Annotated in this window: 12 protein-coding genes; 8 read left to right on the top strand and 4 right to left on the bottom strand. The window is 32.3% G+C overall.

Annotation, left to right across the window (positions count from 1 at the left end):
• The first annotated feature begins 16 nt into the window (after positions 1–16).
• Complete coding sequence (locus WY13_RS11070; RefSeq protein ID WP_063555715.1) at positions 17–286, top strand: hypothetical protein; 270 nt, start codon at positions 17–19, stop codon at positions 284–286.
• An 87-nt stretch (positions 287–373) separates the two neighbouring features.
• On the opposite strand, the gene WY13_RS11075 is transcribed toward WY13_RS11070, so the two are convergent.
• A complete protein-coding gene (locus WY13_RS11075) occupies positions 374–754 on the bottom strand; it encodes a hypothetical protein (protein WP_063555716.1) in 381 nt (126 codons plus the stop codon).
• Between the two features lie 26 nt (positions 755–780).
• Positions 781–1,221 (bottom strand): cell wall hydrolase, encoded by a 441-nt coding sequence (locus WY13_RS11080; RefSeq protein WP_063555717.1) that lies wholly within the window; start codon positions 1,219–1,221, stop codon positions 781–783.
• A 181-nt stretch (positions 1,222–1,402) separates the two neighbouring features.
• Between WY13_RS11080 and WY13_RS11085 the strand changes: the two genes are divergently transcribed.
• The gene (locus tag WY13_RS11085; RefSeq protein WP_063555718.1) at positions 1,403–2,458 is read left to right on the top strand and encodes a cell wall-binding repeat-containing protein; all 1,056 of its coding nucleotides are present in this window, start codon (positions 1,403–1,405) and stop codon (positions 2,456–2,458) included.
• Positions 2,459–2,529: 71 nt separating this feature from the next.
• On the opposite strand, the gene WY13_RS11090 is transcribed toward WY13_RS11085, so the two are convergent.
• Entirely contained in the window at positions 2,530–2,877 is a 348-nt protein-coding gene (locus WY13_RS11090; RefSeq protein ID WP_242866445.1) for a type II toxin-antitoxin system MqsA family antitoxin, read from the bottom strand.
• 739 nt (positions 2,878–3,616) lie between these two features.
• Here WY13_RS11090 and WY13_RS11095 point away from each other — a divergent pair.
• The 5 genes from WY13_RS11095 to WY13_RS11115 all read left to right on the top strand — a co-directional run bounded on the left by WY13_RS11095 (position 3,617) and on the right by WY13_RS11115 (position 10,249).
• The gene (locus tag WY13_RS11095) at positions 3,617–6,565 is read left to right on the top strand and encodes a cell wall-binding repeat-containing protein (RefSeq protein ID WP_063555719.1); all 2,949 of its coding nucleotides are present in this window, start codon (positions 3,617–3,619) and stop codon (positions 6,563–6,565) included.
• Between the two features lie 178 nt (positions 6,566–6,743).
• Positions 6,744–7,955 carry a TolC family protein gene (locus tag WY13_RS11100; protein WP_063555720.1) on the top strand — a complete coding sequence of 404 codons (1,212 nt, stop codon included), beginning with the start codon at positions 6,744–6,746 and terminating at the stop codon, positions 7,953–7,955.
• 43 nt (positions 7,956–7,998) lie between these two features.
• Positions 7,999–9,135 carry a TolC family protein gene (locus tag WY13_RS11105; RefSeq protein WP_063555721.1) on the top strand — a complete coding sequence of 379 codons (1,137 nt, stop codon included), beginning with the start codon at positions 7,999–8,001 and terminating at the stop codon, positions 9,133–9,135.
• Between the two features lie 159 nt (positions 9,136–9,294).
• Positions 9,295–9,843 carry a transposase gene (locus tag WY13_RS11110; RefSeq protein WP_063555722.1) on the top strand — a complete coding sequence of 183 codons (549 nt, stop codon included), beginning with the start codon at positions 9,295–9,297 and terminating at the stop codon, positions 9,841–9,843.
• Positions 9,844–9,988: 145 nt separating this feature from the next.
• A complete protein-coding gene (locus WY13_RS11115) occupies positions 9,989–10,249 on the top strand; it encodes a hypothetical protein (protein WP_063555723.1) in 261 nt (86 codons plus the stop codon).
• A 98-nt stretch (positions 10,250–10,347) separates the two neighbouring features.
• On the opposite strand, the gene safA is transcribed toward WY13_RS11115, so the two are convergent.
• On the bottom strand, positions 10,348–10,959 hold the full coding sequence (gene safA, locus WY13_RS11120) for a SafA/ExsA family spore coat assembly protein (RefSeq protein ID WP_063555724.1): 612 nt from the start codon (positions 10,957–10,959) through the stop codon (positions 10,348–10,350).
• 123 nt (positions 10,960–11,082) lie between these two features.
• On the opposite strand from safA, the gene WY13_RS11125 reads away from it, so the two are divergent.
• Entirely contained in the window at positions 11,083–11,775 is a 693-nt protein-coding gene (locus tag WY13_RS11125; RefSeq protein WP_063555725.1) for a metallophosphoesterase family protein, read from the top strand.
• Positions 11,776–11,821 lie beyond the last annotated feature (46 nt).

Consider the following 11,821-nt stretch of genomic DNA (forward strand, 5'->3'; position numbering starts at 1 on the left):
ATAAAGGGTGTGTCAAATGCTGAAAATATGGGGAAAGTTAGTTAAGCACAATAAAATAGTAAAAGATGGAGTAGTTGTATTAGAGGGCGGAGAAAATTATCAGGAAAATTTAAAAAGTTGTATTCTGAAATTGTGCAGGAAATTTGACATTGAAAAGCCTTATTGGCTTCCTGCTAACTTGGAAGAATATAATAGGAGAAGTAAGACATCTTTCAATTCCGATAATTTTATAGATGAATTTGAATTTGATAAATTTGAAATAGAAGAAATTGACGATGAAAAATAAAGAGATCCTATGAAAAGGAACTCTTTATTTTTTACATTAAAAATTGCCAATTATGAACTGTGCATCGTGAATTGTGTATTGATTAAGCTAGTCGAAAATGACAACAAATTTTATAGAATATATATCTGACAGCTCTTTTGTATTTGTCTCTTCATTTCTTATTATTATATAGCTAATTCCTACATTTTCCAATACACCAGTACGATCCTGGAGTGTGGATGTACCTAAAAGGTAAGTTACCCTAACTCTTTTACCTATTTGGGTTCTTAAGTAACCTTGAGTGTAGTTTATATCCTGCTGCACTGGAGAACCTGGAGCCATTTCAAAAGGACTAGGGGATGGCATTGGTGTAGGAGATGGCATTGGCGTTTGACGGATTTCATCATTAGAGTCAAATTCAGGCATTTCTGGTTCAGGTCCAGGAGTCATGGGCATAGTCCTAAAGTAATTGGGATAATTTGAAATCATTAAAATACCTCCATATTTATTAATAATCAAGTTTTAGCATATAGTTCCGTTGGATCGTAAAAGCAGTGATTTCCTACTTTTACTTGAAAACTTCCTGTGCCAGTGTAAGGGAAAGTCCACGGACATGGGGCAAAGGGATTGAAGTACCAGAGAGAGTAGCCTGCAGTAAATAATCTGTTGCCTGCAAGTGCCCAGTCTGCTATGTCATAGTGTATTTCTTCGGGCACTGTTGACCAGATATTTTGAGGATTGGGAGCGCCCCCTAGTTCAGTACGCATGCAGTCAAATTGTCCTTTTTGATAAAGTACCTTCCTAAGGTCACCTTGACCCATTCTCTGATATTCCCCATAGGGAACTCTAACTCTATTCATAATGGTAGTTGCTACTGCTTTCATACCATTTTCTCCTTCACCGCCTGCTTCACATTTTATAATCCTAGCAAGCAGTTCTCTATATGAAAATGCCATGATTTCACCTCGTATATTTTGCTTACAATATTAGTGTATTTAAAAAGGTACTAAAAAGTTACCAGTATTTCGGAATAGTAATATATTTACCAAAAAATTTTATATTGTCTATAAAAAAAGCTGCTATTGTTATATAATTAATTTATATATGTTAATAATTAATTGAAGGAGAGGTAAACTAATGTTGAAAAAGAGAAGGTTTTTAAGCCCTATATTGACTGCCCTTGTACTATCAGTCACTTTAGGCGCTGCAAATGTACAAGCTGCTACAGTAAAAAGAACAGATGGTGGGGCTGGAGGAAGAATAGGCACAGCTAATCAAGTAGCTTTAGATTTGTTTAGTAAATCTCAAAATGTAATATTGGTAAATGGATACGGATATGCGGATGCAGTAAGTGCTACGCCTTTGGCAAAACAGCTTAATGCCCCAATACTTTTAACTCATGGAGATGCTTTGGAATCTGAAGTTGCTTCAACTATAAGTAGTTTGGGAGCAACAAAAGTATATATAGTTGGTGGTACGGGAGTTGTATCTACAGATGTAGAGAATACTTTAAAAGATAAATATGATGTAGAACGTATAGCTGGTGTTACAGACAGTACTAGAATGGGAACTAATGCAGAAGTTGCCAAAAAAGTTCTTAGCATGAGCAATCAGAAAAATGCAGTACTCGTAAATGGACAGGATGGATATGCAGATTCACTTTCAGTAGCTTCAATTGCAGCTCAAAAGGGATATCCTGTATTATTTGCATCTAAAACTCAAGTAGCACCTGTAGTTAAAGATGTAATAACTTCCAAAGGATTAACTATACAAGCAGTAGGCGGAAGTGGAGTTTTACCACAAGATGTAGTAGCTTCCGTAAGTGGAACTAAAGTTACAAGTGATGCAGATTGTGCCAATAGATTTGCTACAAACTTAGCCGTTTTAAATTACTTTGAAAACAATGGTGGTTTGGATTTTAGCAATATATATGTAGCAGCAGGTGGAGCGGCAGAAGATCAATTTGCAGATGCACTTGTAGCATCAGCTGCAGCAGCAAAAACTGGTTCACCGGTTGTTTTAACAGGTTTAGGAGCAGGACAGGCACAGGTAATAGATGCTAACAGTTACATATTTGCAAATGCTAAGGATAACTCAAATGTAGTAATAGTTGGTGGAACAGATGTTGTTTCCCAGGACATACAAAATACCCTTCAAAGTACTGATGATTTGCAAATCATAGGAATAGAGTAAAAAAGAGCCTTTGGGCTCTTTTTTTAGTTAAGAATTAATAGTTAATTCTTTATTTGGTCACTTTAAACTTTTTAAGCTGCTACTTCAGAATAGTTTACAACGAATATTTCAACTTTATTTTTCATAACTTCTTCAACTATTTTTTCTAATTTCAATGCTATATCATTTTCAATAAAATATTCTCCACATTGTTTACAAATGTTTGCTGGGACTCCTTTAATTATAATAATATGTCCATCCAAGTCTACAATATGATTAACTTTGCCTTGAACTAAATTTGACTTACATAAAACACAATTCATATATATTACATCCTTTATTTTTATTTTTCTTTGATGCATTCGCATAAGTATATGTCCACGCCATTGTATTTTAGAATTTTTTATAAGTTCTCTTACAATATATATATCAAAATTCATTATAATATTCTCCCTTTTAATCTATTAATAATCATATCTTTAATATAGTCATTTTCTCATAAATATAGTCATTTGTATAGTAAATGACTATATTTAGTTATATTTGAGTATAATCTGAAGTTTGAACTTTTTAGAAATTTTTACCCAAAAAAGTTGTGAACTGTGAATTGTAAGTTATGAATTGAAAAAAAGGATTTTTATAGATTGTGTAGAATAATATATAAGTGCTAGAAGTATAATTAAACGAGATTATTAATTTCCAGACATATAATAGGTATATATTTCCCATATAACCGTAAATTACTACGGCATAAAGTATGGAAAAACTAGAAATGATGTTGTATAATTGAATCATATCTTATTAATAGTAATTTATAAATCCTTTATCATAAGGTGTAAACCGTAGAAATTATGGATTTATTATGATATAATAGAGGATGAATTTGTTACTATTGTTATATAAATATTAAAATTTTATGAAAAATCGCGTAAGATTGCACAAAATTAGTAGAATGTGTAGTTTATATGTGGTATAATAAGGTCTGTTTCATAAATGTTGACCAAGCAGTATAAGTGTAAAGGAATGGGATTGTAAAAGAATACATACATAATTGTAAAAATTACTTAAATAACACTTAATGGCATGGGAAGACATTTTAAGAAAGTATATATTTAAAATATATATATATATATAAAGAATTTTAATTAAAATTCACTTAATCGAGGAGGGTATTACAATATGAGTAAGAAAAGTACAAAGGCACTTGCAAGTGCTACACTTATGTCCTTAGTATTAACTACAGCTTTATCAGCAGGTCCTGTTAAAGCAGCACAAGGACAAGTAACAAGAGTAAGTGGCGGTGACAGATATGCAACAGCTGCAAAGGTTGCTACAACAAACTGGACAACTTCAGACAATGTTGTATTAGTATCAGGTGAAGGATATGCAGATGCAGTAAGTGCATCAGCATTAGCTAAAAAATTAGGAGCACCTATACTGTTAACTGCAGGAAATACACTTAGCCAAGATGCACAAACTGCATTAGACACATTAAAGCCAAAGAATGTATATGTTGTTGGAGGAACTGCTTCAATTTCACAGAGCATAAGAGCTGGACTTAAATCCAAGTACACTTTAACAGAGTTAGGTGGATCAAACAGATACGAAACTAACGTAGCAGTAGCTAAACAATTAGTTAAATTAGGAGTTAGTGCTAGTGATGTTATGGTAGTTGGTGGACAAGGATTTGCAGATGCACTTTCCGTAGCACCAGTAGCAGCAGCAAAAGGACAAATCTTATTATTGGCAAACAATGATAAAGCTTCAACTCAAGGAGCAATTGATTTTGTAAATGACAACAAATCCAAGGTTACAATTGTTGGAACTACAAATGTTATAAGTGATGCAATAAAGGATGCTTTTGGATCAACAGCTACTAGAGTAAATGGTGGATCAAGCAGATTTGATACTAACTTAGCTGTATTAAAGGCATTCAGCAAAGACTTAAAGGCTGACAAGTTATATGTAGCAAATGCAAGCGCAGCAGATCCAGATAATCTTTATGCAGATGCATTAGTTGCTTCCGCATTAGCTGGAAAGAACGCTGCACCATTAGTATTAGTTGACAAAGATGGTACAGATGCAACTAATAATGCTGTAGCTTATATTAAAGGTGAAGCTACAAAGACTACTGATTTACAGCTAGTAGGAGGAACAGGAGTTGTTCCAGATAGTATAGTTAGTCAAATCAATGACGCTGTTAAGGGTATACAGCCTGTATTTAGTGGTACAGTTACTTCAGTTGAAACAGTTAAAGATCAGTATGTAAACTCAAAAGCTGATGATGAACAATTACAGTTTACTGTAAATGGTGGAACTAAAGTATCAGTTTCAGATTTAATTAATGCAGGATATTCAGTGGAATTTACAGCAAATAAAGATGTATTTGATTCAACAGAATCAGGTACTACTTATTCAAGTAAAGACGGAGTATTGAATAAGAGTAAACTAAATAGCTTGTTAACTGCTTCTCCTAGTGTAGATACTTTCAAATATTCAGTTAAAGTTACTAAGGACGATCAAGTAATAGCACAAAGTGGAAATGAAACAATAAATATTATAAATGGTGATCAGACTGCAGATACATTAACTGACATAACTATTAAAGAAGGTGTGACAGGTAGCACGACAAGCAAAATAACAAGTGGTAAATTTATTAAAGGTGAAACAGCAACTGTTACTAAAGTAAAAGGTGATATAGCAGATGCTTCTGATGTAACAATTACAGGAGACAACCTAAAATATTATTCTTCAAATCCATTTGTAGCTTCTGTTGATGAAACTAAAGGTGAAATTACTACACATAACGCAGGAACATTTACATTGACAGTTAAATCAGGAAGTACATCAAAGGATTATAGTTATACTGTAACTAGTGATACTAAGAGAACAGTTACAACTGTTAGTGCAGATAACACATCTATTAAAGTGGGAAAAGCTGCAACAACTTCTTTTTACTTAACTACAAAAGATCAATTGGGTGATCCTATAGATATTACTCCTATGAATGGTGCTACTACTCCTTCAAATGATAATGAGCTTCAAGTTGGAACATATGACAGTGGATCAACTAAAGATGTAGTTAAAGATGGAGATACTATTATAGCTAATGTAACTACTGCAGCACCATCTACAACTGACGATAAGTCTGATGGAAAAGCTTATGTAACAATTACAGGAGCTTCAAATGCAGGAAGTGGAAGCCTTAAAATTTATAATAAAAATGGTATAATAACAACTTTCTCTTTGACAACTACAGGAGATACATCCATTAACAATATTAAAGTTGAGGCAGCTGCTACTGATTCAAATTCTAAGGATTTAACTTTAGATTTAGATCCAAAATCAGCAGATAATAATAATGATAAATATGTTAAACTTAACGTAAATAAATATTCTTCAAATGGAACTTATTTGGGAAAAGATACAACAGCTACAATAACTATTACAACATCTAGCAATAAAAACATATTAGTTCCTGGTACTAATGCATATACTACTACTGTTACACCAGATTCTGATGGCGATTTTGTAGTAGCAATTCCTTCAGCAACAACATCTGATTATGGTAGTGCTTTGGCATCAGCTAATGTTGCTACATTGCTTGGTAATGATACCGATCCTGATATAGGAACAATAACAGTTAGTGCAGTAGATGGAGACAATGCAGCTTCTACAACGTTAACTGTCAAAGATTCAACTCCTTCTATTTCAAGTGCTGCTTTAAATAGTGGAGTAGAAATTGATAGTGGAAGTAGCTTAGCAATAAAAGATATGATCAAAGCTTCTGATATAAGTGCTAATGTATCAGAGGGTGATGGAAAAATTAGAATAGCTCAAAATGGTATTATATTTGTTAAGAGCGATGCTAATGCTAACAATGGCGGAAGTATTAAGGATATAGATGATAATGATATAGCTTATGATGCTGTTAATGATATTACTTTAGGTAAAATAGTAATTGTAAATAAGAATGGAACAACAGCTTCAACTTATTCTATATCTAATGGATCTACTGGTACTATAACTAAAACTACTAGTGGAAGCGGAGATAAATATGTAACAGTTGGTATACAAAGAGCACATGATGATACTCCATTTACTACTGTTGATGTTAAAGTAAACTAATAAATTAATTTAATTTTAGAAAGGGGCTGTTGCACTAGAAATTAGTGCACGGCTCCTTTTTGTTAACAAAAAATAAGTATAATATGCGTATAGCAAAAATGGATTGATATAGAAAATTATCCATACTAATGGTATAATATTTTCATTGGTAATATAAAATATTTAAGGATGTGGTGGAGTGAAAAAGGTAAGTAGTACCATTATAATATTGTTTTTAGCAGTAGTATTTAATAGTGGTGCAGTATTTGCTAAAAACAATTCTCTAGACATTGATGCTGCATTAGATTCTACTATTAAGAATTCTTATGATTTGAAAATGGAGGATTATTCAGTACAATCTGATCAAAATGTATGTGATCAAGCAAAGGATGCTGCAAACGATGCTAATACTAAATTAGTAATGAATCAAAATATGTTGGACCTTAGATCAAAACCAAATAAAACCCCCGAAGAAGAAGCAATGCTTGCAAATTTTGTGCCATTGACAGATGACCAGATATATCAACTTATAAAGATAAGAGATGTACAACCTTTAGAGGCTCAGTATGAGCTAACTACAGCACAAAATAACAAGGAGTCTATTGAAAATTCTGTTAAACTAAATTTGTATACACAGTATATAAAACTGTTATCCGATCAAGATAGCATAGATACGGAGCAAAAAAATATTAAAAAACTATACGATGTATATACTACTTCAAAACTTAAATTGAATCTTGGTACGATAACACAATTAGAATGTAAGAAAAATGCTGCATCATATAACAACGAAAATTTAACACTTTCAAAAATTCAGAGATCCATGAATATAGATGAGATGAATATAAATAAGACTATGGGACAAGATATAAAAGCAGAATATGTAAGCTTTTCAACTAAATTACCTGATTATACTACTGATAATAGATCAGTAAGTGATTATTTGGATTTAGCTTTGAAGAATAGATCAGAAATCTTGAATTGCAGCGAATATGTAAAACTAAAACAAAAATCTTATGACATAGCAAGTGAGAGATATCCAGATGAAAGTAATATAAACAATAAACAAGCAAAATATGATTTGGATGCAGCTGAAAATAATCTTGAAATTGAAAAGATTACTATACAAAAAGATGTAACTAATGAATATAATACTTTAATAAACAAAAAAAGCAAGATAGATAGTGCTATGCAAAATTATAATATGGCGAAGAAAAATTATGATATAGCAAGTAAAAAATATGAAGTTGGTGTTATTAGTAGAATTGATTTTGAAGATAGTGAATTAACTTATAGGAAAGCAGTAGATAATGTTTCATCTCTTAAGAGAGATTATTGGCTTGAGCAGTTTAAGATGAATTGTGAAGTAAATAAGGGATTTTCAACTTCTACAGGTTTATCATCCTATTAGTTTAATGCACAACAATAGAAAATTTATAAAGGAGAGTTTGTTTATGAAAAAACTAGTTTCATTTGTAATAGGTATAGCAGTTATACTATCTGCATCGAGTGTTACATTTGCAGAAAATGCGGGCACTACAACTAATCAACAAAGTGAAGTTTCTGATCCAAATCCAATATCTGTTTCAAGAAATATTAATTTGGAGGATGCATTAAATAACATAGATCAGGTAAATCCTGATTTACAATTGTTAGATAAAAAAATAGAAGTACTTAATAAGCAATATGAAAATGATAAATCAAAGTCAATTGCACCAGATGATAGTATGGATGATGTTGACTATCATTTACAAAAAGATTATAACTATAAAGAAAGTCTAAGTAACTTGAACAATACTAAAATGGATAGAGATGAAAAGTTAAAATCCATAAAAAATGATTTAAAAAAGCAATACCTCAATGCATTATGTGATCAAGAAGATATTGAAAATACAAAAAAGCTAATTGAAAATTTGGATGATAAAATAAAAAATCAGAATTTAAAAATACAATTAGGACAAGCAACTGATAGTAGTCTTGAAACTCTAAAAACTCAAAAGTCAAGTTTGCAGACCTCATTAAATAATTTACAAGTTCAACTGCAGTCTGAGCTTTTAAATATAAAACAATATTTAAATTTGGATATGTCTCAAGAAATTATACTTACACCAATTGAAGAAAAGTATGTAAAGTTTGACGATACTGGTATAGATACGAGAATTGAAAATGCAATAGATAAAAATCCAGATGTAATAAAGCAGCAAAGCAGTCTAGATTTGTTAAAATCTAAAACTGGTACATATATGTCATATGGTGGAAAATATGCAAACCAAATTAGAGGATTTCAGATAAATATAGAAGAACAGTCTTCTGCGTTAGACCAATTAAAATTAGCAACTCAAATAAAGTTGGTTCAAGCTTATTATGATTTAAAGAATGCCAATGATTTAGTTAGTCAGGAACAAGTAAATCTTCAAAATGCTGAAGATGATTTTAAAGCAGCTCAAGCTAAATATAGTGTAGGGGTCATTGATAAGCCTACTGAAGTAGATTCTAGCATTGCACTGAATCAAGAAAAAACTAAACTTAAAAGAGCTATAGATAATTGTACAGTAAGTTCGGAAAACCTTAAAAATTTACTGGAAGAATAGCATAATAGGTGCCTGTCACTGAGCGGGACACAAATGTTCCAATACGGTGCCTGTCACCAAGTGGGATATTTATATCCCACTTGGTGACAGGCACCTATGTTTAAAACACAATAATTTGGTTATAATCACAGAAAAATAATTTATCTGTGAGGTATAGAAATGCCAAGAAAAAATAGATTATGGCGTGAAGGTTCAATTTTGCATATTACAGTTAGAGGAAACAGAAAGGAAGATATATTTAAAAGCCAAGAAGATTATTGTGTCTATCTTAGGAATTTACAGCATTCTATAAAATTTTATAACAACGAATTTGAAATATTAAGTTACTGTCTGATGACTAATCACATTCATCTTCAAATTGAAACAAAAAAGGTTCATATAAAAAAATTAATGGGCAAAATAAATACTTTTTACGCTAAGTATTTTAATAATAAATATGATTATCATGGACACCTTTTTCAGGGACGGTATGGTTCTCAGATAATAGACAGTGACAGCTATATTTTAGAAGCAAGTAGATACATAAGTTTAAATCCAGTGAGGGCTAACATAGTTAAAAAACCAGAAGATTATGAATGGAGCAGTTATCCTATGTTAATAGGTAAAAGAAAAGAAAAACTAATTAATTCGGATAGAATACTTTCTTATTTCATTCAGAGCAGAAAGAGAGAACTATATAGAATGTACGTGGAAAGTGCAATAAGGTGACAGGCACTTCGGTGGACTATAAATATCCCGTTAGGGTGACAGGCACCAGTCAGATAGCTGCATAGACTGCCATATTTTAGAGATTGAAATATAAAATTATAGATGATATAATATAAAAACAGTATCTTTATTGGTGGTGAAAAATTTGGATAAGGAAACAAATCAGATATTTCAACTTGCTTTGCAAAAATTAGATAACATTGAAAAAAGATTTGACAACGTGGAAAAAAGACTTGACAACATGGAAAAAAGACAAGATGAGATATATAATGTAGTAAAAGCAATAGAACACAGCAATAATGTAAGAAAAGCTGAGATAGATAATTTGACTCATAAAGTAGCACACATAGAAGGGACAGTTAATGGAGTTGGAGAACTAATCCAAAATAGAAGATCAATTAAATAATTATGTGAATTTAGGAGGGTGTAACCTCCTTTTTTGCTTTGGTGCCTGTCACCGAGTGGAATATAAATGTTCCAATGCGGTGACAGTCACCTTGTTGCTTAATAGGACTTTATAAATTGCTGGGTCCAATAGCACGTTCCGTTAGAACTTTTAGCGAGACCAACTCCTATTTGATTGAAACTTGGATTTAGAATATTGGCTCTATGTCCTGGAGAGTTCATCCAGGAATTCATTACATCCTGAGCGGTTCTTTGCCCCATGGCAATATTTTCACCAGCAGCAGTAAATTTTATACCGAAGTTTTGCATCATAGTAAAAGGTGAACCATAGGTAGGAGATGTATGATCAAAATATCCTTTGTTAGCCATATCTTGAGATTTGTATCTGGCCACTCTTGATAATTCCCAATTTGCTGTGAATGGTTGCAATCCTGAATTTACTCTTGCTTGGTTTACCAGCTGTACAACTTGATTTTCCATTGTTTTTACATCTATATTTGGAATAGATATCTTCTGTCCTGGTATTATCATAGCAGGATTTGCAATCTGTGGATTGGCAGATATGAGTTCACTTATTCCCACTTGGTTTTTTACTGCAATTTTCCACATGGTATCTCCGGATACTACGGTATAAGTTGACGATTGTGCGTGAACCACACCTGTAGACAGCACAAAACATAATATTAAACTTGATAAAAAACTCTTTTTCAATGAAATCACCTCAGTATATTTTGTGATAGATATAAAAATTTATCCCACCAGGTGCCTGTCACCGGGCGGGACATTTATCACCCCATTCGGTGCCAGGCACCAAAGAGAAAGGAACGATAAACTATGAAGATAGCAGTTATTTCCGATATACACGGAAACCTGGAAGCACTTAAATCAGCACTTTGTGATATAGAAAAGAAAAATATTGATACTATAATATGCCTTGGAGACTTAGTAGGATATGGACCTTATCCTAATGAAGTAATTCAGCTTGTAAGAGAAAAGCATATATTGAATATACTTGGCAACTACGATGCAGCAGTGCTTGAAAAAAAATTTAATTACATAAGAGACAATGAAGTCAATAAATTCTGTATGCCCTGGGCAGCAGAAGAGCTATTAGAGGAAAACAGGGATTACTTAAAGTCCCTTCCTGGAGAAATAGTACTTAATTTTAAAAATAAGAAATTCCATTTTGTACATGGAAGCAATAGATCCATAAATGAATATTTAAAGGAAAATTCCAAAGAAGCGGAAGAGGCAATGGGAGTGCTAAAAGAAGATGTTCTAATATGTGCTCACACTCATATTCCTTATAGAAAGAAATATGGTGATAAAATTCTCTTAAATGATGGAAGCATTGGAAAACCTAAAATAGGCAGACCTAATGGAACTTATCTCATAATGGAACCGGACGAGGATGTAAAAAGTACTATTGTAGAATTTACTTATGACTATGAAAAAACAGTAAAGGCCATGGAGGAAAGAGGCATACACAAAGCCTGCATAGAAAATATAAAAACTGGAATAGAATAAAATTGGTGCCTGGCACCGGGCGGGACATTTACAACCCCATTCGGTG

Source organism: Clostridium ljungdahlii, from assembly GCF_001636845.1.
Lineage (GTDB): Bacteria > Bacillota > Clostridia > Clostridiales > Clostridiaceae > Clostridium_B > Clostridium_B ljungdahlii_A.

Bases quoted from the DNA above. Each gene is read 5' to 3' on its own strand.
- WY13_RS11070 (WP_063555715.1), top strand. From the start codon at position 17: ATGCTGAAAATATGGGGAAAGTTAGTTAAGCACAATAAAATAGTAAAA.
- WY13_RS11075 (WP_063555716.1), bottom strand. From the start codon at position 754: ATGATTTCAAATTATCCCAATTACTTTAGGACTATGCCCATGACTCCT.
- WY13_RS11080 (WP_063555717.1), bottom strand. From the start codon at position 1,221: ATGGCATTTTCATATAGAGAACTGCTTGCTAGGATTATAAAATGTGAA.
- WY13_RS11085 (WP_063555718.1), top strand. From the start codon at position 1,403: ATGTTGAAAAAGAGAAGGTTTTTAAGCCCTATATTGACTGCCCTTGTA.
- WY13_RS11090 (WP_242866445.1), bottom strand. From the start codon at position 2,877: ATGAATTTTGATATATATATTGTAAGAGAACTTATAAAAAATTCTAAA.
- WY13_RS11095 (WP_063555719.1), top strand. From the start codon at position 3,617: ATGAGTAAGAAAAGTACAAAGGCACTTGCAAGTGCTACACTTATGTCC.
- WY13_RS11105 (WP_063555721.1), top strand. From the start codon at position 7,999: ATGAAAAAACTAGTTTCATTTGTAATAGGTATAGCAGTTATACTATCT.
- WY13_RS11110 (WP_063555722.1), top strand. From the start codon at position 9,295: ATGCCAAGAAAAAATAGATTATGGCGTGAAGGTTCAATTTTGCATATT.
- WY13_RS11125 (WP_063555725.1), top strand. From the start codon at position 11,083: ATGAAGATAGCAGTTATTTCCGATATACACGGAAACCTGGAAGCACTT.